Raw genomic sequence first — 21,042 nt, 5'->3', positions numbered from 1 at the left:
GACATCGCGGATCGGTGATCAGCGGCGTGCCAACCTTCCGAGTCGGCGTGTCACCGGGCTCACGAGGTCGTCGATCTCGCGCACGTGCAGGCGTCGGGAGAAGTAGACGTAGACGACCAGGAACAGGCTGCCGCCGAGCACCAGCGCGACGATCGCGCCGAGCCGGCCGCTGAGGACGAGATCGCAGCCGAGCACGACGGGGACGGTCACGACCCCGGCGATCACGGAGGCCACGAGCAGGCGGACGTAGGTGCGGATGACGTCGTGGATCATGACCCGGCCGACCTTGCGCTGCAGCCAGCGGAACCCGATGAGCCCCTGGGCCAGGTTGCTGATCGTGAGCGACAGGCCGACGCCGATGCCCATGTAGTGATCCGGGATGAACAGGCAGCCGAGCGTGATGACCGCCGCGACGATCGTGCAGACGACCTGCATCTTGAACGGCGTCTTGGCGTCCTCGTAGGCGTAGAACACGCGCTGGACCAGCACGCACAGCCCGAACGCCGACAGGCCCAGCATCATCGAGATCATGAACGACCCGATGGCCCACTGCTGGCTCACACCGAACAACGACCCGACGAGCGGGTAGCCGAGCACGAAGGCGCCGACCGTGCACGGCACGGTCGCGACGGCGGTGAGGCGCAGGCCCTGGCGCAGGTCGCGGCGTACGAGGGCGTGGTTGCGGACGTTGGCAGCGCGGGCCATCGCGGTGAACAGGGCGGTCACCAGGCTGACCGTCACCAGCGAGTGGGGCAGCATGAACAGAAGGAAGCCCTGCTCCTGGGCCGCCTTGCCGGGCTCACCGTTGCCCTGGGTGTTGAGGACGTTGGTCGTGATGAGCAGGCCGAGCTGCTGCAGGATCACGGCCGCGAACGCCCACAGCGCCACCTTGGACGCCGAGCCCAGGCCGACGCCACGCCACTGGAAGCTCGGGGTGAACCGGTAGCCGTCGCGCCACAGGGGCACCACGAGACAGACCGCCTGGACGACGATGCCGAGGGTCGCCGACCCGGCGAGCAGCCAGACCATCGAGGAGTCCCAGCCGGTGACCTCCGGCCCGTGGGCTCCCCACCCGGGAGTCTTGGCCAGGAAGGCGACCAGGCCGGCGATGGCGATGACGTTGGCCAGCGCCGGCGACCACATGAACCAGCCGAACCGGCCGCGGGCGTTGAGCACCTGACCGAAGAGCGCGTACAGGCCGTAGAACAGGATCTGCGGCAGGCAGATGAGCGCGAAGGTCGTGCCGAGCTCGAGCCGGTCGCCGGTCGCTCGGGTGTCGTACATCCGGTAGACCAGCGGAGCGGCCGCCATGAAGATCACGGTGACGATCACGAGCAGCGTCATCGCGAGGGTCAGCAGCCGGTCGGTGTAGGCCTTGCCACCGTCGGCGTGCCGCAGGCTCTTGGTGATCTGCGGGACGAGCACGGCGTTGATGACACCGCCGGCGAGCAGCAGGTAGATGATGTTGGGCAGCGTGTTGGCGGTGCTCCACACGTTGGCGGAGACGCCGGTGCCGATCGCCGCGACCTGCAGCGACGCCCGCACCATGCCGAGGACGCGGGACACCAGCGTGCCCGAGGCCATGAGCGCGCTGGCCTTGCCGAGGCTCGCGGTCGAGGTGGGGGCGCGCTTCTCGTCGGCCCCACGGTCGCCGACCTCGGCCTCGCCGACGCGGCTCGCACCGGGCGCGCTGTCAGCAGAGCGGCCGAGCGGGATCGGGATGCTGATCTCGGCATCCGCCGGATCGGCCGGCGCCGGGCGGTCGTACCCCTCACGGACCTCGCGCAACGCCTTGCGCGAGGGCAGGAACTCGGTCGGGTCGTCCTGCCAGAGATCGGGGGCGGCACCGGTGGGCGACCCGTCGTCGTACGCGACCTGGCCGTCCCACGGGTTGCGCTCGCGCTCGGCGACGTCCTCGGCGATCCACGAGGAGTACTGGTCGCCGATGCTGCCCGGCATCTCGGGGATCACGGCCGGTCGGCGTACCTCCCGGGCGTACATCTGACCCAGGCTGGGGCGGTTGCGTCGCTCGGACCCGGCCTCAGTCATCGTCCCCCTCGGTCGGCTCCGGAACGTCGTCCGGCAGCGGCATGGCGGTCTCGGCGCGCGGCCCCTTCCGCAGACTGCGGAAGAGGCCGACAACGAAGATCAGGCCCGCCACCATACCCAGGACCCAGTAGATCCACGTCGCCGTGGGACGCACGTTGACCTTCAGCTGGACGGACTTGCCGCGCGCCTGGCCGAGCGGCGCACCGCCCGGCGTCGTGAGCGAGGCGTCGACCTTGACGGTGCCGGCCGCGACGGCCTCGACCGGGACGCGGACCGTCGTGCGGCCGCCCGCAGGCAGCGAGAGCGGGGTCGGCTGGCGCTTGACCCACAGCAGTCGTTTGCGCGGTGTCACCACCAGCTGCACGTCGCGCACGGGGCGGGCCAGGTTGTTGACGACGGTGATGTTGAGCATGCCGGAGTTGGCGAAGAAGTTGACGGTCGAGGGGCGTACGGCGACCTGCTGGGTCAGGGAGTCCAGTGCGGTCGTGTCGGCGTCGAGGACCGTGCCGTACGCCGTCGCCTGGCCCCGCCAGCGGGTCGACCCGAGCTCGTCGAGTGCGCGGTCCCAGCCGGTGGTGACATCGGAGGAGTCGACCAGGATCGTCCCCATGCTGCGCACCACGGAGCGGTTGTGGCCGACCACGTCGTTGCTGCTCGGCGTGATCGGTGAGCGCTGCGTCGGCACCGACGGACTCTGCCGAGACGACACGGGCGACGCGCTGCGGTCGGCGCTCGCGGTCTCCTTGAGCAGCGACGCGGTCGACACGGTGCGCAGCCAGGGCACACCACGGCCCGCGCCGACGAGGCGCGCGAGCTGGGCGGGTGAGGCCTGACCGGTGCGGGGAGCGAGCATCAGCATCGACCGGTGCTCGGACGGCTGCTGCTGATAGGTGGACAGCGTCTCGGCGAGCCAGCGCTGCTCACGCAGTCCGGGATCTCCGCCTCCGGCGGCCGCGAGGAACGACAGGGGCTCGTCGTAGGTCAGCACCGGCGTGCCGTCACGCAGCCGCCGGCCCGACTCGCTCGTCGTACGCCGCTGCTCACCGGTCAGCTGACGCGTGCTGAGCAGGGTGGGGGGCTGCGTGCCGCGCACCTGCTTCCAGGTGCTGATCAGACTGAACAGCGTGCTCTGGTTGACGTCGCTCGCGGGCCACAGCGGCATCGTCGTGCCGAGCTCGCGCAGTGTCGAGGACAGCGGCTGCTGCAGGTGGGTGCGGACCTGAGCAGCGCCGCCTGAGCCGTGCAGCGCGGTGAGGTCGGGGTCGCCGTACGGCAGGAACCAGACGGGTTGCGTCGAGCGCGTGCTGGCCAGCCGGTCGCGCAGCTCGGCGGCCAGGCCGGCCACGGTCGTGGCGGGAGCGGGCTCGGCCTCGTCGTCCTCGCTCGTCGAGGATGACGAGGACGAGCTCGTCGAGGGGGTGGCTGCGGAGGTGCTGCCGCTCGGGGCGGGGGTGGGCGTCGAGCCGGTCGTCGGTGTCGAGGACGGGTCGCTCGCCGTGGACGTCGACGAGCTCGTCGGGCCCGCGGACGTCGACGACGACGAGGTCGAGGACGTGCTGCTGCTCGTCGTCGGGGTGGGTGTCGGCTCGGGCCGGGCCCGCACGGTCAGGTCGGCGGCGCCGGGCGGCTCGAGCAGGGTCGGGTCGACCAGCCAGGTCACCGGCTGACCGTCGAGCGCGTCGAGGGTCTTGGCGATCGCGGAGTCGGGGCCGATCGCCCGGCGCCACGCCGCCAGCCGCTTGTCGCCGGACGGACCGAACAGGTCGGGGTCGGCGGGCAGCGTCAGAGGCACGACCCAGCCGACGTCGACCGGCCGCGAGATGGTGCCGCCGACCCACTCCAGGTAGGTGTGCTGCACACCGCGCACCGAGCCGCTGGTGATCGACGGGCCGTCGGTGACGGTCAGCGACGTCGGCAACGACGCGAGGTTGTAGCTGAAGGGCAGCGCGCTCGCCGGCACCCGGATCGTGAAGGCCGCCCGACCGCCGGGTGGCAGCGGCCGGCCGAGACCGGTGGAGGCGACGGTCTGGGCGGCGTCGAAGCCCTCACCACTGCGCCCCCACCGGTCGACGCGCTCGCGGGTGTCGAGCGGGTCGTCGACGATGCCGGCGTGGACGACCGGGGCGGCGACCGCGGACGTGCCGGTGTTGTGGACCGTGCCGGTGAGGACGACGCCGCTGCCGGAGCGCAGTACCCGCGGGGTGCTGCTGGCCAGGCTGACCGCGACCGACTGCGACCGGGAGGCGGCGGGAGAGGCGGCGGCCTCGGCGTACGACGGGGGCGTCACCCCCGCGAGAGCCGGCAGCAGGACGAGCAGGACGGTGAGGACGACACGACGCAGGAAGGTGCCCTGAGGGCGAGCGGAAGGGCCGTGCGCCCCGGCACGTCGCGACGTCACGAGAGATCAGGCGGTGCCGGCGAGGCGCATCCAGGCCATCTGGGCGATGCGGCGCTCGTTGGGGAAGGTCAGCTGCTCGTGCACGCGCTCGAGCCGGAACCAACGGGCGTCGATCGCCTCGTGGTCGGGGTCCTTGTCAATGGTGATCTCGCCACCGAGGGCCTCGAGCAGGTAGTGATGGACCATCTTGTGGATGCGGTGGCTGGGCGTGCTGAACCAGTAGTCGATCGTGCCGAGGGTGACGAGGGCGCGACCGAGGATGCCGGTCTCCTCCTCGACCTCGCGGACCGCGGTCTCGACCAGGGTCTCGCCGGGCTCGACGTGGCCCTTGGGGAGGCACCACTCGAGCCGTCCGGCCCGGTTGAGGCGAGCGATGAGAGCGATGTACGCCGCGCCGCCGCGCACGTCGATCACCACGCCTCCCGCCGATGTCTCCTCGACCGCCGCGAGGCGTCGCGCAGTGCGACGTCGGGGCGGGTAGAGGCTCATTGCGTCACTGTAACGACCTCCGCTCGGATGCGCCCGGGTGTCGTGCGTCGCAGTGTCGAACCTGTGATCCCGCGCTGTGCCGACGCGGGCCTCGCAGCGCCCGTCGGGGGGCATGGCTCGTGACCGCCTACCCTGGTGCGGTGTCCACGCCGCCTCTTGCACCACTGCTTCAGCGTGCGACCGCACACCTGGCGCCCGTCATGCCGTTGCTCACCGAGCTCGGCGAGCTGTTCACCGGCGCCGGCCACGAGATCGCCCTGGTCGGCGGCCCCGTCCGCGACGCGTTCCTCGGCCGCGAGTCGCCCGACATCGACCTGACGACCTCCGCCTCGCCCGACGAGACCGAGGCGCTGCTCAAGACCTGGGGCAGCGCGACCTGGGACATGGGTCGGGCGTTCGGCACCATCGGTGCTCGCCGGGGCGCGACCGTCGTCGAGGTCACGACCTACCGCGCCGACGCGTACGAACCCGAGTCGCGCAAGCCCGTCGTGGCGTTCGGGACCTCGCTCGAGGAGGACCTGGTCCGTCGCGACTTCGCCGTCAACGCGATGGCGCTGCGGCTGCCGTCGATGGAGTTCGTCGACCCGTACGACGGCCTGGCCGACCTGGCCGAGCGCCGTCTGCGTACGCCGTCCGCCCCCGAGGTGTCTTTCTCCGACGACCCGCTGCGGATGATGCGTGCCGCCCGGTTCGCGGCCCAGCTGGGGTTCCACGTGGAACCGTCCGCCGAGGCGGCCATGCGTGACATGGCCGACCGTCTGTCGATCATCTCGGCCGAGCGGGTGCGCGACGAGCTGACCAAGCTGCTGCTCGCGCCGTCGCCGCGTGCCGGGCTCGCGCTGCTGGTCGAGACCGGGTTGGCCGACCAGGTGCTGCCCGAGCTGCCGGCTCTCAAGCTCGAGGTCGACGAGCACCACCGCCACAAGGACGTGTACGAGCACTCGCTGACCGTGCTGGAGCAGGCCATCGCGCTGGAGGGGCCCCGCACGGTGCCGGGTCTCGGTGCCGTCGAGCCCGTGGCCGCGCCCGACCTGGTCCTGCGTCTCGCGGCGCTGCTGCACGACATCGGCAAGCCGGCGACGCGCACGTTCGAGACGGGCGGCGGCGTCTCGTTCCACCATCACGAGATGGTCGGGGCCAAGATGACGCGAAAACGACTGCGAGAGCTGCGTTTTGACAAGGACACCGTCAAGCAGGTGTCGCGCCTCGTCGAGCTGCACCTGCGGTTCCACGGCTACGGCGGCGGCGAGTGGACCGACTCGGCCGTACGCCGCTACGTCACCGATGCCGGCCCGCTCCTGTCACGGCTGCACCTGCTGACGCGTTCGGACACCACGACGCGCAATCGCCGTAAGGCAGAACGACTTTCGCGCACGTACGACGACCTCGAGGCCCGTATCGCGAAGCTGCTCGCCGAGGAGGAGCTCGCCGCCGTGCGGCCCGAGCTCGACGGCAACCAGATCGCCGAGACGTTGGGAATCAGACCAGGTCCGGTGCTCGGCCGTGCGTACAAGCACCTGCTCGCGGTGCGGCTCGACCAGGGTGTGATCGGCGAGGACGCCGCGCGCGCCGAGCTGCTCCGCTGGTGGAGCGAGCAGCCCGAGTCCGCTGATGTCTGAACGGTTTTCGGCGACCGACCGTTGACGCATCACGTCGCGACCGTCGCCGTGGCCGGTGCCGCAGCGGTCGTCGTACGACGGCCGGTGACGTAACCCGCGACGGCGAGGCCGGCGTACAGCACACCGAGTGCGACCCATGCCCACCAGCCGGCGGCGACGACCGACGCGACGAGCACCGGGCCGAGCATCATGCCGACCGACTGCGCGGCGCCGAAGAACCCCTGGTAGCGGCCCATCGCGCGCTCGTCGGCCAGCTCGTAGCCCAAGGAGAACCCGGCCCCCGAGGTGAGGATCTCGCCGACCGCGTGCACGAGCCCGCCGGCGATCAGCACCAGCGAGGCGACGACGGCACCGGCGCTCGGGGCAAGGGCGTACGCACCGCACGCGGACGCGAGCAGCAGGCCGCCGCGGAGGAAGCCGGACGCCGCCGTTCGCGGGTTCTCGAACCCGCGGTTGAGCCGGACCTGCAGCAGCACGATGACCGCCGTGTTGAGGGCGAGCAGGACGCTGACGAGCACCGGCGGCGCGGACGTGCGGGTGACCAGCCAGACCGGCAGGCCGACCTCGACCACCGCGAAGTGTGTGACGACGGCGCCGTTGATCGCCGCCGTCGCGAGGTAGCGGCGGTTGCGCCACGGCGCGAGCACGTCATCGTCTGCCGCGACCACCGTCTCGGCCGTCGTGACGACACCGGCCGGAGAGGGCCGGTCGGCCGGGACCCGGACGGCGGCGTACGCAGCGAAGAGGTACATCAGCGCCGCGAGCGTCATGGCCCACCGGAACGTCCCCGCCCGACCGTCGGCCAGCACCAGCGCGGCGAGACCGGAGCCGAGCCCGATGCCGAGGTTGGTGGCGACCCGCATCTTCGCCCGTGCGGGTGTGCGGTCCGCGCCGGTGAACGCACGGGCGAGCAGCGTCTGGCGGGCGGTCCAGCAGCCGCGGCTCATCGCGGCCTCGATGCCCGCGAGCACGGCGTAGACCCCGATCGTGTCGCACCACGGGAGTGCGGCCAGCGCGGCGCCCTCGACCAGCAGGGCGAGCACCATCAGCGTGCGCGCCGGCCACCGGTCGGAGGCCAGCCCCGCGACGTACGTGGCGATCACACCGACGCCGCCCGCGACGGTCAGTGCCAGGCCGACGGCCTGCACGTCCAGACCGACCACCTGGGTGAAGTACAGCGCCCCCACCGCGAAGAACACGCCGCGCCCGGACATGCTCACCAGCTGGATGACGATGAGCAGGCGCAGCACGTGCTGCGATGCCGAGGCGGTGGAGGGCGGGGACGAGGTCGTCGGAGATGTCACGTCAGCAGCGTCGTCCGCCGGCGCGCTGCCCGGAATGCATGTAGCGTGCGGCTACATGCTGGAGTACGTGCTCGGCCCCCGTGACATGACGGAGATCCGTTTCGGCATCTCGCCCCTGACCCAGCTCACGCTGTCGTTGCGCGTGCTGCGCGATCCCGGACGTTTCCCGCTGCACCTGCCGTGGGTGTCCGAGGTCCGGCCGCTGTGGGGTGACCTGGACCTGCCGATGCTGTCTGCGCTGGTCGACCCCGAGCGCGGCTGGGTGCCGGACATGCTCACGCCGCGCCCGTCGGGTCCGCTCGTGTCACTCGACGACGAGCTCGAAACCGTTGCAGCACAACCGATCTCACGTCTGCGCGGCGAGCTGCACAGTCTCAACAGCGACCTGCCCGAGCCCGCACGCGGACGCGGCGACGCCGTACGCCGACGCCTCGTGCGGGCGTTGCGCGCGTGGTGGGACGCGTGCCTGCAGCCCTACTGGCCGCGACTTCGTTCGCTGCTCGAGGCCGACATCACCTATCGAGGGCGGCAGCAGGCCCAGCTCGGCACCGCCGGCATGATCAACGCGCTGAGCGAGCGAGTTTCGATGAACGACAACGTGATTCGCATCCACAGCGGTGGTGATCCTCGGATGAGGCGCGTGCACGTCGAGGACCTCGGTGGGCTCACGCTGGCGCCGACGGTGTTCAACAGGTTCGCGAGCGTGCCCTACCGCGACGACGAGCCGCCGACGATCGCCTACAACGCTCGCGGTCAAGGCACGCTCTGGCTGCCCGAAACCCGTGATCCTGCAACGCATTCCGAGCTGGCAGCGGTCATCGGACCCGTACGCGCCCATCTGCTCGTGGCGCTCGCCGAGCCCGCATCGTCGACCGATCTCGCGCGGCGGCTGCGCGTGACGACCAGCGCGGTCAACCAGCAGCTGCGAGCGTTGTACCGCGTCGGACTGGTCGGGCGGGAGCAGTACGGCCGGAGCGTGCTCTATCGCCGCAGCCACCTCGCCGATCGCCTGGTGGCAGGCAGCATCGCGCAGGAGGCCGCGTCGTGATCGAGCTGTCGGTCGAGGGCGCGGGCCTCGGCAGAGCACGATTCGTCACCGACCCGCTGTGGGAGACCGTCGCGAGCCTGGCCGCGCTCAACCTGCCGACGGGACGGGTCGTGCACCGCCGCCTGGCAGAGCTCCGCGAGCAGGTGGCACCCGATGACCTGCGGCTGCTCACCGACGTGTGCGGCGACCACGAGTGGTTGCCGGATTTCGTGACGCCCCAGCCCGATCCGCGCGCCGGAGGCGATCCTGCGGACCAGTTCCGACGCATCGTGGACATCGCCGACATGGACGTCGCCGCGGCTGACCTCGCAGACCTGGGCGGGCGGCGTACGGACTCCGTCACCGTGTCGATGGGCGCCGGTGAGGCCGGCGAGGGCGGTGCGGCTGAGCGTGGTCATGAGTACCCCTTCCGTGGTGCGGTACGCCTGTCGCCGGCTCCACGGTTCGGCGACACCCGAACGCTGTGACCGGGCTGTGACCGGCCGTCAGCCGGGGATGATCTTGCTCGCGGGCGGTTCGGTGACGCGGACGGGATCTCCGGCGTCCTCGATGGTCACGACGGCGGTGGACCCGGTGACCAGCGCCGTGAAGTCCGCGAACGGCATCGTGGTGGAGCGGCCCGTGAACGTGTGCCCCTTGCCGGTGATGGTGGCCGAGTCGAGGGTGCCGTTGGGGTGCAGCTGCACTGTGATCGGTGCGCGACCGGCGAGGCTTCCGCGCAGCGTGGCGTCCTTGCGCAGGATGCTCGTCATGCCGAGCAGGTTGAGCGCCGCGGGTGCCGAGATCGTGCCGCGCAGGGTCAGGCCGTCGTCCGACACCGACGTCGCGACCACCTCGTCGAGCCCGGTCGGCACGGGTGTCGACGGGGCGAGCGCGCCGAAGGCCTCGACGGCGACGCCGTGCTCACCCATGGTCTCGGAGGTGAACTTCATCCAGCGGCCGTGCCGCTTGCCGGTCCAGGAGGCCGAGGTGAGGTACGACGCCTCCGGGGTCTGCACCAGCGTCGACTCGGTCGGCCCCGAGCCGTCCGGCTGGTGCATGGTCACCCGAACCCGCGCCCGCTGCTGCTGTGCGTCGATCCGCACGTCGCGCTCCTGGCTGAACGTCCCGCCCGGCTCCGTGCTCGACGTGGAGACGGTGAAGTGCGAGGTCCCACGCTCTCGCACCGTCCGCAGCGCCGACTCGTAGCGCCGGCCGGCGTGGTGCAGCTCGATGTCGGACGTCGTGGCGGCCGCCGCGGGTGAGGCGGTGCTCGCGGGAGCGTTCGAGGTGTCGGAGCCGCAGGCGGTGAGGAGCGAGGCGGAAAGGGTGGCCGCCAGGAGGTACGGGAGTCGAGTCACGGGCCGCGAGCGTACGCAGGTTCGCGGCCCGACACGTCACGGTTGCCGAACTGGGGTCCTCACCGTGTCCGAGAGCAGCCGACCCTCGACGGTGCGTCCGACCCTGTACGTGCGGAGTCGTACGCACCGCCCGGGGTCGGATCCGCGACGGTGCGCCCACGCGAGAACCCCGTGGCCGCAACGGGATTCGCGCAGCCACGGGGTTCGTACGCCGACCGGTCAGGCCGAGGGCACCGCGCGGACCGACGAGACCGTCGTACGCCGGGAGCGGCTCAGCAGCAGGACGACGCTCACCGCGGCGGCCACGAGCGTGCCTGCCGCGATCAGCAGGGCGAGCTGCATGCCGTCGACGAAGGCCGCGTGCGCCTGCGCCTGCACCGGACCGCCGATGTGGGTGGCGACCGCGACCGACTCGCGGGCCTTCTCGGCGATCGGGCCGGGGAGACCGGCGTTGTCGATGCCGGCCCGGTAGGTCGCGTTCAGGACGCTGCCGATGACTGCGATGCCGAGCGCGCCGCCGAGCTCACGGGCCAGGTCGTTGACCGCGGAGGCGACACCCTGCTGCGAGGCGGGCAGCGCGTCGGTGATCGCCGCGGTCGCCGGCGTCATGGCCCAGCCCATTCCGAGACCGAGCGGCCACAGGCCGACGGCCAGCACCCAGTACGACGTCGAGGTGTCCGCGGTCGACAGGACGGTGAGGCCGACGGCGGCGAGCACGAGCCCGAACCCGCACAACCGGGCCTGGCCGAGGCGGGGCGCGATCTTGGGCGCGGTCCGCGCGGCCGGCATCAGGCCGAGCGGCAGGGGCAGCAGGCTGAGGGCGGCGACCAGAGGGCTGTCACCGCGGACCAGCTGGAGGTACTGCAGGAACGCGAAGATGAACCCGAAGAAGCAGAAGAACTGGGCGGTGAGCGACAGCGACCCGGCGGCGAACGGCGCGCGCAGGAAGTGCCGCGGGTCGATCAGCGGGCGCGCGGTGCGGGCCTCCCACGCGATGAACGCCGCGAGCACGACGACGCCGACGGCGAGCCCGCCGAGCGTGTGGGCCGACAGCCAGCCGTGCGTCGGCGCCTCGATCAACGCGTAGACCAGGACGCCCAGCCCCGCGACCGACAGCACGGCGCCGACGACGTCGCGCGACGCCTCGTCGGGAGCTGACGACTCGGGGACGACACGGGCCGTGCCGACCAGGGCGACGGTGGCGAGGACGACGTTGATCCAGAACACCGAGCGCCACGAGAACCACTCCAGCAGTGCGCCCGACAGCAGGAGCCCGAGCACGGCGCCGGCCCCGGCCACCCCGCTCCAGACCGCGACGCCACGGACACGTTCGGCGGGCGGGAACGTCGCGGTGATCGTCGACAGCGTGGCCGGCATGACCAGCGCGGCGCCGACCCCGAGCAGGGCCCGGAAGGCGATCAGCGTCGACGGCTCCGAGGTCATGGTCGCGCCGAGCGAGGCGACCGCGAAGACGCTCAGCCCGGCGAGCAGCATCCGGCGTCGGCCGAACCGGTCGCCGAGTGCACCGCCCGGCAGGAGGAGCGCGGCGAACGTCAGCGCGTACGCGTCGACGATCCAGGACAGCTGTGTCTGGCTCGCGCCGGTCTCGCGGGCGATGTCGGGGAGCGCGACGTTGACGGCCGCGACGGCCGAGACGACCGACATGAGCGCGAGGCAGACGACGGCGAGGACGGGACGGTGGCCTCTCATGGCCATCACCTCCACGGGGTGGGTTCGGCGGTGTGCGATGCCCCACCGTGCGGCGCGCCCGGCGTACAATTCAACGGTGACGAATAAACGTGGCCGGGGGCGGCCGGCGGGTAAGCCCGACACCAAGGGCCACATCGCTCGTACGGCGCGGCAGCTGTTCGTCGAGCACGGCTACGCCGCCACCTCGATGCGCGCCGTCGCGCGGGCCGCCGAGGTCGACCAGGCCCTCATCGGCTACCACTTCGGCAGCAAGGCCGGCCTGTTCAGCGCGGCGCTGGCCGTCAACCAGGTGCCCGCGACGATCCTGGACCAGGCGCTCGCCGGCGACCCGACGACCGCTCCGGAGCGGGTGCTGGCCGCCGTCCTGCACGCCTGGGACGACCCGGAGTTCGGCGGCGCACTGGCCGAGATCATCGGCGCGGCCTTCCGTGACGCCGACCTGATGCGCACGATGCGCGAGTACATCAGCGCCGCCATCGGGCAGCGCCTTGTCGAATTTCTCGGCGGCCCGGACGCTCGCGCACTGGCCACGGCCTGCGAGGCGGTGCTCGCGGGACTGATCTTCAGCCGCTACCTGATCCGCATCGAGCCGATCGCGTCACGCTCGTCCGCCGAGGTGGTGCGCGACGTCGCGCCGGTGCTGCGCGTCGCGATGGGCGGGCCCGGTCGGCTCGCCCGATTGCGCCCCACCAGCACCGCTCGCCACTGAGATCACGTCCGTTCCGAGCGACCGCTCAGTGCGCGAGATGACGGTGGGCGAAACCGGCGTGTCCGACGTACGTTGGTGATATGGCGCCGATGGTCCGGGCGGCGACATTGCGCGGACTCGTTCCGCTCGTGGAACGCCTGGGGGGACATCCGGACGAGCTGCTCGACCGGTTCGGCATCCCCGCACACGCGCTCGCTGCCGACGACGGCCTGGTCTCGGTCGCGGCGCACAACGCCATGCTCGAGGCCGCGGCCTGTGAGTTCGACTGCCCCGACCTCGGTCTGCAGCTCGCTGACGCGCAGGACCTCGGGATCATCGGTCCGCTCGCCGTCGCGATCGACGCCTGCGACACGCTCGCCGAAGCCCTCGACCGCGTCTCGGACGTGATGTTCGTCCACAACCCGCAGCTGCGCGTCGCGCTGACCGCCGATCCGCAGCACGAACCCGGCGTCATCGCGCTCACCTACCGCAAGCGCACGGAGCACTACTCGCCGCAGGGCATGGAGTTCGGGCTCGGCGTGATCCACCGGGTCACGCGGGCGCTGCTGCGCGACGACCTCGGCCTGCAGTCCGTCGAGATCCCGCACGACCCCGTCGCAGCGCCCGACCGGTACGACGAGTTCTTCGGCGTACCCGTCCGATTCGGCTGCGACCTCGGAGGTCTGCGCGTGCACGAGCGCGTGATCCACGCGCAGTTCCACCGCGCCGGCGAGGCCATTCGCGAGGTGGCCTCGGGCTATCTCGCGGCAGTGCACGCCCTCGACGAGCACCCGGTCACCGACCAGGTCCGTCTCGCGATCGCCGAGGCGCTCGGGGCCGGCTCGGTCGAGGTGGCGAGCACCGCACGCCTGCTCGGCATGCCGCAGAACGTGCTGCGGCAGCAGCTCGCCGCCGAGGGCACGTCGTACGGGCGCGTGCTCGACGACGTCCGCCGTGAGGAGGCGGAGCGGTTCATCACGGCGACCGACATGTCGTTCGGCGACGTCGCGGCGCTGGTCGGGTTCAGGGGGTCGTCGACCCTCTCGCACGCCGTGCGTCGCTGGTACGGCATGACTCCGCACCAGCTGCGCGACCAGCGACGCGCGCCGATCCGCGGTCTGCGCGCCGTCTGACCCCGCACAGCAGTACGCCGGGCGGCGGGTTCACGTGGAACCAGCCACCCGGCGTACGGCCGGCGACAGGACGGATCAGGCGGGCTCGGGCTCGAGCACCATCTGCTCGGTGGGGTCCTCGACGACCGACTCCTGCGGTCGACGTGGGCGCATCACGACGAGCACCAGCACCAGCGCGGCGGCGAGCAGTGCGGCCGCGACGCCGAGGCCGCGGTCGGCGCCGGTGACGAAGATGTCCTTGGCGTCGGCCGACGACGCGGCAGAGGTCGCCGCACCGTCACCCGCGGTCGCGAACACCGTCACCAGGACCGCCAGGCCGACCGACCCGCCGAGCTGCTGCGTGACGTTGACCAGGCCCGAGGCCACACCGGCGTCCTTGGGGGCGACGCCCGCGATCCCCGCTGCGGTCAACGGCACGAACGCCGTGCCGTTGCCGAGCGCGAAGACCACCATGCCGACGATGAGCTCGCCGTAGGTGCTGTGGGCGTCCATCTGCGACAGCAGCAGCAGACCGATCGCCGACAGCGCCATCCCGACCGCCATCACCAGACGCGACCCGAACCGCTCGACGAAGACCCGTGTCGCGAGCTGGGAGGAGATGAAGATCGTCACGGGGAACGGGATGAACGCGAGGCCGGTCCTCATCGCCGACCAGCCGAGCACGATCTGGAAGTACTGGCTGAGGAAGAAGAACGACCCCATGCTGCCGGCCACCAGGAGCAGCCGGGCGACGTACGCCGTGGAGCGCTCGCGGTCGGCGAACAGGTGCAGAGGAGTCACCGGCTCCTTGACGCGCCGCTCGACCGCGACGAACGTCGCGAGCAGCAGCAGGGCGACGGCGAACGACACGCGCGCGCCGTTGTCGGACCAGCCGTCGGCCGCGGCGCGGATGAAGCCGTAGACCAGCGCGGTCATACCGACGGTGGACAGCACGGCGCCGAACACGTCGAAGCTCCCCCGACGGGTTTCGTTGTGCGGCAGAGCAATTCGTGAGGCGACGAGGACAACGGCACCGATCGGCACGTTGACGAACATGACCCAGCGCCACGAGACGTACGACGTGAGCACGCCCCCTGCGATGAGGCCGACGGCCGCACCGCTCGCCGAGACGACGGTGTAGTAGCCGATGGCGCGGGTGCGCTCCTTGGCGTCGGAGCAGAGCGACATGAGGATGGCCAGCGCGGAGGGCGCGACCAGGGCGGCGCCGACGCCTTGTGCGGCGCGGGCGGCGAACAGCTGACCCGGTGCGGTGGCGAACCCACCCAGGAGCGAGGCAGCGGTGAACAGGACCATGCCTGCGGCGAAGACCGAGCGGCGACCGAACAGGTCGCCGGCGCGCGCGCCGAGCAGGAGGAGGCCGCCGAACGCCAGCGTGTAGGCGTTGACGACCCAGGACAGGTCAGCAGGGTGGATGTGCAGGGCCTGCTGCATGTCCGGCAGCGCGATGTTCACGATGGCGGCGTCGAGCACGATCATCATCTGGGTGACGAGCACGACCGCCAGGGGAAGCCACGTGCGCTGTCGCGCGGAAGTGGCGAGGTTCATCAAAGGTGTCCTTCCCGGATGAGGGAGTACCATGGTTGTTGAAACGGAGATGGTCTCCGTCTGGTGGCGAGGTCCGGTCGACAATCGACCGGAGGGCGCCTCCGGATCGAACAATGCGGAGGGTTCCTCCGTTTTGCAAGAGGTGGGTGACGTCGTGGTCCCGTCTGCGGGCAAGACTGCGGAGAAGGTGGCCGAGACCCCGGCCGCCTCGACAGGCGAGTGCAAGCCGATGCGCGCCGACGCAGCGCGCAACCGCGACAAGCTGCTCAAGGTCGCCACCCAGACCTTCACCGACAAGGGCGCCGACGCCTCGCTCGACCACATCGCCAAGGCCGCGGGCGTCGGCATCGGCACCCTCTACCGCCACTTCCCGACCCGCGAGGACCTCGTGATGGCGGTCTACTCCCGCCAGATCGACGCTCTCGAGGAGCGCTCGCACGAGCTGCCCGCTCAGCACGACCCGGTCGAGGCACTGCACGAGTGGATGCGCGGCTTCGTCGACTACTACGCCGTCAAGCAGGGCATGGTCACGCTGCTGCGCTCGATGATGCAGTCCAGCCCTGACGCGTTCGCCGAGGCCCGAGGTCGCCTGCGCGCCGCCACCGAACGCATCCTGCAGCCGGCCATCGACGCCGGCGGCATCCGTGGCGACGTCAGCGCCGAAGAGCTGTTGCGCGCGCTCGGCGGCATCTGCCTCTCCAGCGGCACCCCGGCCGGTGCGACCGCGTCCGCGGCCAGCACCATCGCGCTGGTCGACCTCGTCTTCGACGGACTGCGCTACGGCGCCCCCTCCGCTTCCTGACCGCGCCGCCCCTCCCGTACGCCGGCGGCGTTCGACACCGTGCTTCGCTGACGGTCAGGACGAGACAGCCCGGAGGGCTCCCGATCGCGCACCGCGCAGGCGGTTGACGGCGTCGGTCGACGCGTCGTCGTCGGGCACGAGCACCGTGATCGTCTGCTGGTCGCCCGGTGCGAGCTCGAGGCGCTCGTGGGCGAGCCTCAGCTCGCCCACCTGCGGGTGCAGCCACCGCGTGACGCCGGCGCTGTCCGGGGCCCGACCCGCCGCAGCCGCAAGCCGATCGGTGAAGTGCGCACCGACGGTCCGGGCGAGGTCGTCGATGAAGGCCTGGACGTACGGGTCGGCGTGCCCGAGCCCACCACGCAGCTGCGCGATCGTCTGCTCGGCGACGTGCGCCCAGTCGGGGAAGGCCGTCGTCGCACGCTCGTCGGTGAGGGTGTAGGCGAACAGGTTGGGCCGCTCGGAGTCGAGCACGCCGAGCGGCGCCGCGAGCTTCGCAAACGTCGAGGTGTGAGCCAGGATGTCGCCGATCCTGTTGAGCACCAGTGCAATTCCGGGTTCGAGCTGATCGATGACGGCGAGCACCGGTGGGCGTACGACGGTCGTGGGCTCCGGTGCACGCGAGCACGCGGCGCCCGTCCCGAACTTCGACAGCTGCCTGAGGTGCATCCGCTCGGCGACCGACAGGTGCAGGGCGTCGCTGAGCGCGCCGATGACGGCCTGCGACGGGTGCCGGTCGCGGCCCTGCTCCAGCCGCACGAGGTAGTCGACGCTGATGTCGGCAAGCACCGCCAGCTCCGAACGCCGCAGGCCAGGCGCGCGCCGTCGTTCACCGGCAGGGAGGCCCACGGCCGCTGGTGGGGTCGCGTCACGCCGTGCCCGGATGAAGGACCCCAAGGCGTTGTCGCTCATGCTCTCGACCGTACGACGGTCGGACGGCCTCGTCGTGGCCCTGTCAGGGCCAGCCTCGACGCGGCCTTCCTCGCGGGTGGCCTGCGGTCCGACGGTGGTGCTCATGACCCAGACAACACCGACACGTTCCGACTCCATCCGGCCCGCTCAGGGCAGGCCGCGTCTCGCCGTCATCATCGCCAGCGTCCGGCAGGGTCGCTTCGCCCCGGTCGTCGCCGCCTGGACGCAGGCTCGGGTCGCCGAGCACAGCGGGTTCGAGGTCGACGTGATCGATCTGGCCGACGAGTACCTCCCGCTCGAGCTCGCGCCCGACTCACCCGTCGTCCTCGGCGAGGACTACCCACGGCCGCCGCAGATGGCCCGCCTCACTGCGCGCCTCGACGCAGCCGACGCGTTCCTCGTGATCACACCGGAGTACAACCACAGCTTCCCGGCGTCCATCAAGGCTGCGATCGACTGGCACTTCACCCAGTGGCAGGCCAAGCCCGTGGCGTTCGTGTCGTACGGCGGCCACGCCGGTGGCGCCCGCGCGGTGAACCACCTGCGCCAGGTGTTCACCGAGCTGCACGCGGTGAGCATCCGCGACGGCGTCGCGTTCCCGATGGTCTACCGGGTCTTCGACGAGGACGGTCAGCCGACCGACCCGGAGGTGGGCCGCGCCGCGAAGGTGATGCTCGACGAGCTGGCGTGGTGGGCGCGCGCGCTGCGGACGGCGCGTGAGGAGACGCCGTACGCGTGGTGAGGGTCTGTCTCAGGTGAGGACGACGAGGACGTCGCCCTCCTGGACGACATCGCCCGGCTGCACCCGCACCTGCGAGACCGTGCCGGCGAACTCGGGCACCACCGGGATCTCCATCTTCATCGACTCCAGCAGCACGAGCTCCTCACCGGCCTCGACCTGCTGGCCGACGGTGACATGGACCTGCGCGACGTTGGCGACGAGGTCGGAGGCGATCTCCTGGGTCTTCGTGACGGGCATACGACCCATCCTGCCCCCAGCGGGTGGTTACGCGCGCGTAGTGCCGAACGGTCGAGGCGCCGAGGCGCCCGGATCTGACGACGGTCCGGCATGCTGATCGGCGACGCAGGTCGACGGGGAGGCATGGGTGGACACCGAGACGCATACAACCGAGAGGCTGAGCGCGGCGAGGACCGGCCTGACCAGGCTGGGGCACCCGGCCGTGACCGGCAGCATCATCGGTGCAGCGGGCGCCACCGCGTTCGTCCTGGTCAACCGTTCCGAGCTGGCCGCACCCTGGCCGCTGCTGGCGTTGATCGCGTGGGCGGTGCTGCTGGCGGCGGCCGCCTGGGCCGTGCTGCTCCGGCCGAGGCGCCTCGCCGACCCGACGCCTCCACAGCCGCGCGCCCTCGCGGTCTACGTCGGCTGCGTGGTCGGCATGCTCGTGCTGATCGCAGGCGGCCACGCCGTCGTACGCAGCCTGGACCATCCCGGGCTCCAGCCCGCGGTCGTCGCGCTCGCCGTGGGACTCCACTTCGTGCCGTTCGCCGCGACGTTCGAGGCGCCGATCTTCACCCGTCTCGGCTGGTCGGTCGCCGCGCTCGGCGTCATCGGCCTCGGGTGGGGCTGGGCCTCCGGTCCGGCCGCTGCTGCGGCAGCGGCCGTGTTCGCCGGCCTGGTGATGCTCGCGTACATCGCGCACGCAGCGTGGTCCGATCGGGTGGCCGACTGACTCTCAGCGGTCGGTACGGCTGCCGGTGGCGAGGGCGCCTGCCCCGGCGACGAGGGCGAACGCTCCGAGAGCCGCGAGCGGCACCAGCGCCGCGCCGGCGTCACCGCCCAGCTGATCGGTCTGCACGCGCGGACCCGAGACGGTCGTGGCTGTTCGCGACGGGCTCGGTGTCTCGACCGAGGTCGCTGCAAGGCTGTGCGAGAAAGGGCCGAGTCCTGTGTGGTCCCAGTCGGATACGGCTCCGACCTGCCCCACCGGCGGGCTCGCGCCGGCGCCCGAGATGCCGGCCAGGGCCAGCGGCGCAGCCAGTGCGACTGCGGCTGCCAGCCTGCGTGCGGTGCTCATCTGTCTCCTTGCGCATGTGTGCGGCGCGCAGGCGCCCCGAGTCGTCCGCAGGAGCGTGGCAGCACCCTGTTCCTTCGCGCGACCCGGAGGCCGATGTTGACAGGGCCAGTCACGTTCCGCGGTGGAACGAGCCCGCTGGTCGGCCCATCGGACCTCATGTGCGCCGACCGGCGCGCTGCAATTGGGGGAGGAAGCATGGGACAGCGCAAAACCAGAGAACGACGTCGTACGAACGGGCCGACGACCGCACAACGCGTGGGGGTGGCGGTGCTCGGCACACTGCTCGCCGGCAGTGTCGGCGCGGGGGTCGTCCAGCACCAGCAGGCCGAGGCCGCAGGCGGCGCATTCGCCGCCGACTTCGTACCCGGTGAGCGAGGACCCGACAACCACCCGATCGAGCAGCCCGAGCCGGTCCGCGATCCGGTGTGCCGACCGGGCAAGACGCAGCCCACCGGGGGCATGACGCCGGGCGAGATCGAGGTGAAGTTCCCGACCGAGGTGGCGCCGTCCGGCCCGTCGGGCACCCCGGGCAAGGCGTCGGGCAGCGTCAGTGCCGCGCTCATCGGCCAGGCCACCATCGACCCGGCCCAGCTCGAGGGCGACGGCACCGAGACCCAGAAGGCGTCGATCTCGGTCGACGAACGCCTCACGGTGGAGGGCAAGGCGCAGCTGCGCAAGGTCGACGTCAAGGGTGAGGTCTACACCGGCAACAAGGTCACCTACAGCGTGCAGAGCCAGGCCGGCAAGCTCGCCGACAACCTCGCGCCGCCGCCCAACCCGCTCGACCCGGGCGCCATGCCCAAGGGCACCGCGGTCGGTCTCGACCAGCAGTACTACGTCGGTGCGGGACTCACCGCGAGCTACGAGGGCATCGTCGGCAGCAACGAGTACGCCGTCGGCGACGGGGTGACCACCTCGATCACCAAGACCGACGACAAGACCGTGCGCGTGCTCTACGGGCCGGCCGACTTCGTCTCGAGCCCGACCTTCCTCGGCATCGGCACCCTCGACTACAACATCGGGTTCCTCGACAACCGCACGCTGGTCGACAAGCACGTCGTCCAGGCGGAGTTCGACATCAGCACGCCCGAGGGCAAGGACGGCTACTACCGCATGGTGTTCGCCGGCACCGCCCCCCAGCAGGACGGGCCGGGCATCAGCAACGTGTCCGACGTGATGGGGCTGGAGTACGCGCGCCGCAACGGGATTCAGGTGCAGGCCGGAGACGTCAAGGGCAGTGCGACCCAGTCCGGTGAGGACCTGTCGTACATGGTCACGAGGTACGCCGACGGCCGGCAGATCGACGACGTCAGCTATCGCATCGACGACAACACGATGGTGCGGCACGACGTCTACCAGTCCAACGGTGAACGTGACATCGACGCGTCGACCTACCAGCTGCGACTGCGCAACTCCGACGCCACGGCGCTGCAGGTCTACAACAAGCACTACGGCGGCAACGACATGACGCCCGTCACGACCAACCAGAACTTCGTGCTCGAGCTGTCGCCGCGGGAGTTCGGGACGATGCGGTGGAACGCCACCTCGATCCTGCGAGATCGCGTTGTGGCACAAGGAGATTGGCCCTACGACCCCGAGCTGCAGCGGAGCCCGAACAACGCCGACGTTGACGCCTGGATCGAGCGGATGTACCGAGAGGACAAGCGCTACCGGGTCGAGGGCCTCGCGGCTGACCCGGACGCGCGCAACGCGCTCGCGATCCATGACGCGCCCAACGACATGAGCATCCTGCGGCTGATGTGGAAGGGCTCCGGCGGCCACTGGTCGCCCTTCGGCTCACTCGACTGGCTCGGCAGCTGGAACATCGCGGTCGCCAAGCACTTCGGAGGCGACGAGACCCACCAGGGCGTCGGCAACGCGATCTGCGTCAAGCCGGCGGGCGTGCCCGACTGACGCCCCGCCGTACGACGCGCGGTCCGGTGGGTGCAGGCCCGCCGGACCGCGCTCCGGC

19 protein-coding genes are annotated in these 21,042 nt (G+C 71.4%); 9 read left to right on the top strand and 10 right to left on the bottom strand.

All coding sequences use genetic code 11. The annotated features are described in order from the left end of the window. Nucleotides 1-18: 18 nt before the first annotated feature. From murJ to VV01_RS18905, 3 genes are read right to left on the bottom strand one after another with little or no spacing between them, the layout of a single operon-like run. Complete coding sequence (gene murJ, locus VV01_RS18915; RefSeq protein ID WP_050671252.1) at nt 19-2,049, bottom strand: murein biosynthesis integral membrane protein MurJ; 2,031 nt, start codon at nt 2,047-2,049, stop codon at nt 19-21. After that, nucleotides 2,042-4,447: a DUF6049 family protein gene (locus tag VV01_RS18910; RefSeq protein ID WP_050671251.1), complete on the bottom strand. Its 2,406-nt coding sequence runs from the start codon at nt 4,445-4,447 to the stop codon at nt 2,042-2,044. Before VV01_RS18910 ends, murJ begins: the two co-directional genes overlap by 8 nt. Nucleotides 4,448-4,453: 6 nt before the next feature. Then, complete coding sequence (locus VV01_RS18905; RefSeq protein ID WP_050671250.1) at nt 4,454-4,936, bottom strand: NUDIX hydrolase; 483 nt, start codon at nt 4,934-4,936, stop codon at nt 4,454-4,456. Nucleotides 4,937-5,076: 140 nt separating this feature from the next. Between VV01_RS18905 and VV01_RS18900 the strand changes: the two genes are divergently transcribed. After that, on the top strand, nt 5,077-6,555 hold the full coding sequence (locus tag VV01_RS18900; RefSeq protein WP_407942927.1) for a CCA tRNA nucleotidyltransferase: 1,479 nt from the start codon (nt 5,077-5,079) through the stop codon (nt 6,553-6,555). A 29-nt stretch (nt 6,556-6,584) separates the two neighbouring features. On the opposite strand, the gene VV01_RS18895 is transcribed toward VV01_RS18900, so the two are convergent. Continuing rightward, nucleotides 6,585-7,859: an MFS transporter gene (locus tag VV01_RS18895; protein WP_050671248.1), complete on the bottom strand. Its 1,275-nt coding sequence runs from the start codon at nt 7,857-7,859 to the stop codon at nt 6,585-6,587. Nucleotides 7,860-7,914: 55 nt separating this feature from the next. On the opposite strand from VV01_RS18895, the gene VV01_RS18890 reads away from it, so the two are divergent. Further along, nucleotides 7,915-8,907 (top strand): ArsR/SmtB family transcription factor, encoded by a 993-nt coding sequence (locus VV01_RS18890; RefSeq protein WP_050672032.1) that lies wholly within the window; start codon nt 7,915-7,917, stop codon nt 8,905-8,907. Beyond that, nucleotides 8,904-9,374: a hypothetical protein gene (locus VV01_RS18885; protein ID WP_050671247.1), complete on the top strand. Its 471-nt coding sequence runs from the start codon at nt 8,904-8,906 to the stop codon at nt 9,372-9,374. The genes VV01_RS18890 and VV01_RS18885 overlap by 4 nt, the downstream gene beginning before the upstream one ends. Before the next feature lie 18 nt (nt 9,375-9,392). On the opposite strand, the gene VV01_RS18880 is transcribed toward VV01_RS18885, so the two are convergent. Together VV01_RS18880 and VV01_RS18875 are read right to left on the bottom strand one after the other, a co-directional pair. Continuing rightward, a complete protein-coding gene (locus tag VV01_RS18880) occupies nt 9,393-10,247 on the bottom strand; it encodes a hypothetical protein (protein WP_050671246.1) in 855 nt (284 codons plus the stop codon). A gap of 219 nt (nt 10,248-10,466) precedes the next feature. Next, nucleotides 10,467-11,957 carry an MFS transporter gene (locus VV01_RS18875; RefSeq protein WP_197275106.1) on the bottom strand — a complete coding sequence of 497 codons (1,491 nt, stop codon included), beginning with the start codon at nt 11,955-11,957 and terminating at the stop codon, nt 10,467-10,469. A 76-nt stretch (nt 11,958-12,033) separates the two neighbouring features. Here VV01_RS18875 and VV01_RS18870 point away from each other — a divergent pair, with 76 nt between their 5' ends. Together VV01_RS18870 and VV01_RS18865 are read left to right on the top strand one after the other, a co-directional pair. Further along, complete coding sequence (locus tag VV01_RS18870; RefSeq protein WP_050671244.1) at nt 12,034-12,666, top strand: TetR/AcrR family transcriptional regulator; 633 nt, start codon at nt 12,034-12,036, stop codon at nt 12,664-12,666. A gap of 80 nt (nt 12,667-12,746) precedes the next feature. Further along, nucleotides 12,747-13,778, top strand: coding sequence for an AraC family transcriptional regulator (locus VV01_RS18865; RefSeq protein WP_050671243.1), 1,032 nt, complete (start codon nt 12,747-12,749; stop codon nt 13,776-13,778). A 75-nt stretch (nt 13,779-13,853) separates the two neighbouring features. Here VV01_RS18865 and VV01_RS18860 read toward each other — a convergent pair whose 3' ends face one another. Beyond that, nucleotides 13,854-15,323 (bottom strand): MFS transporter, encoded by a 1,470-nt coding sequence (locus tag VV01_RS18860; RefSeq protein WP_050671242.1) that lies wholly within the window; start codon nt 15,321-15,323, stop codon nt 13,854-13,856. A 154-nt stretch (nt 15,324-15,477) separates the two neighbouring features. Between VV01_RS18860 and VV01_RS18855 the strand changes: the two genes are divergently transcribed. Next, nucleotides 15,478-16,125, top strand: a complete 648-nt coding sequence (locus tag VV01_RS18855) for a TetR/AcrR family transcriptional regulator (RefSeq protein ID WP_071606600.1) — start codon at nt 15,478-15,480, stop codon at nt 16,123-16,125. Between the two features lie 54 nt (nt 16,126-16,179). On the opposite strand, the gene VV01_RS18850 is transcribed toward VV01_RS18855, so the two are convergent. Further along, the gene (locus VV01_RS18850; RefSeq protein WP_050672031.1) at nt 16,180-17,034 is read right to left on the bottom strand and encodes a helix-turn-helix domain-containing protein; all 855 of its coding nucleotides are present in this window, start codon (nt 17,032-17,034) and stop codon (nt 16,180-16,182) included. A 103-nt stretch (nt 17,035-17,137) separates the two neighbouring features. On the opposite strand from VV01_RS18850, the gene VV01_RS18845 reads away from it, so the two are divergent. Continuing rightward, nucleotides 17,138-17,776, top strand: a complete 639-nt coding sequence (locus VV01_RS18845) for an NADPH-dependent FMN reductase (RefSeq protein ID WP_050671240.1) — start codon at nt 17,138-17,140, stop codon at nt 17,774-17,776. 9 nt (nt 17,777-17,785) lie between these two features. Here the strand turns inward: VV01_RS18845 and VV01_RS18840 are convergent, their stop codons facing one another. Next, nucleotides 17,786-18,013 carry a biotin/lipoyl-binding carrier protein gene (locus VV01_RS18840; RefSeq protein ID WP_050671239.1) on the bottom strand — a complete coding sequence of 76 codons (228 nt, stop codon included), beginning with the start codon at nt 18,011-18,013 and terminating at the stop codon, nt 17,786-17,788. Nucleotides 18,014-18,215: 202 nt separating this feature from the next. On the opposite strand from VV01_RS18840, the gene VV01_RS23485 reads away from it, so the two are divergent. Next, nucleotides 18,216-18,725: a hypothetical protein gene (locus VV01_RS23485; protein WP_050671238.1), complete on the top strand. Its 510-nt coding sequence runs from the start codon at nt 18,216-18,218 to the stop codon at nt 18,723-18,725. A 3-nt stretch (nt 18,726-18,728) separates the two neighbouring features. Here VV01_RS23485 and VV01_RS18830 read toward each other — a convergent pair whose 3' ends face one another. Continuing rightward, nucleotides 18,729-19,070 carry a hypothetical protein gene (locus VV01_RS18830; RefSeq protein ID WP_050671237.1) on the bottom strand — a complete coding sequence of 114 codons (342 nt, stop codon included), beginning with the start codon at nt 19,068-19,070 and terminating at the stop codon, nt 18,729-18,731. A gap of 195 nt (nt 19,071-19,265) precedes the next feature. Between VV01_RS18830 and VV01_RS18825 the strand changes: the two genes are divergently transcribed. After that, the gene (locus VV01_RS18825) at nt 19,266-20,984 is read left to right on the top strand and encodes a hypothetical protein (protein ID WP_157508928.1); all 1,719 of its coding nucleotides are present in this window, start codon (nt 19,266-19,268) and stop codon (nt 20,982-20,984) included. The last annotated feature ends 58 nt before the right edge of the window (nt 20,985-21,042 follow it).

This window comes from Luteipulveratus halotolerans (assembly GCF_001247745.1).
Classification (GTDB): domain Bacteria; phylum Actinomycetota; class Actinomycetes; order Actinomycetales; family Dermatophilaceae; genus Luteipulveratus; species Luteipulveratus halotolerans.
Note: the sequence above shows the minus strand (reverse complement) of the source record. Positions and strands in the feature narration are given on the sequence as shown.

Coding starts and splice junctions, on each gene's coding strand:
- VV01_RS18905 (WP_050671250.1), bottom strand. CDS start 4,936: ATGAGCCTCTACCCGCCCCGACGTCGCACTGCGCGACGCCTCGCGGCG.
- VV01_RS18840 (WP_050671239.1), bottom strand. CDS start 18,013: ATGCCCGTCACGAAGACCCAGGAGATCGCCTCCGACCTCGTCGCCAAC.
- VV01_RS18830 (WP_050671237.1), bottom strand. CDS start 19,070: ATGAGCACCGCACGCAGGCTGGCAGCCGCAGTCGCACTGGCTGCGCCG.
- VV01_RS18865 (WP_050671243.1), top strand. CDS start 12,747: ATGGCGCCGATGGTCCGGGCGGCGACATTGCGCGGACTCGTTCCGCTC.
- VV01_RS18825 (WP_157508928.1), top strand. CDS start 19,266: ATGGGACAGCGCAAAACCAGAGAACGACGTCGTACGAACGGGCCGACG.
- murJ (WP_050671252.1), bottom strand. CDS start 2,049: ATGACTGAGGCCGGGTCCGAGCGACGCAACCGCCCCAGCCTGGGTCAG.
- VV01_RS18860 (WP_050671242.1), bottom strand. CDS start 15,323: ATGAACCTCGCCACTTCCGCGCGACAGCGCACGTGGCTTCCCCTGGCG.
- VV01_RS18850 (WP_050672031.1), bottom strand. CDS start 17,034: ATGAGCGACAACGCCTTGGGGTCCTTCATCCGGGCACGGCGTGACGCG.
- VV01_RS18875 (WP_197275106.1), bottom strand. CDS start 11,957: ATGAGAGGCCACCGTCCCGTCCTCGCCGTCGTCTGCCTCGCGCTCATG.
- VV01_RS18890 (WP_050672032.1), top strand. CDS start 7,915: ATGCTGGAGTACGTGCTCGGCCCCCGTGACATGACGGAGATCCGTTTC.
- VV01_RS18845 (WP_050671240.1), top strand. CDS start 17,138: ATGACCCAGACAACACCGACACGTTCCGACTCCATCCGGCCCGCTCAG.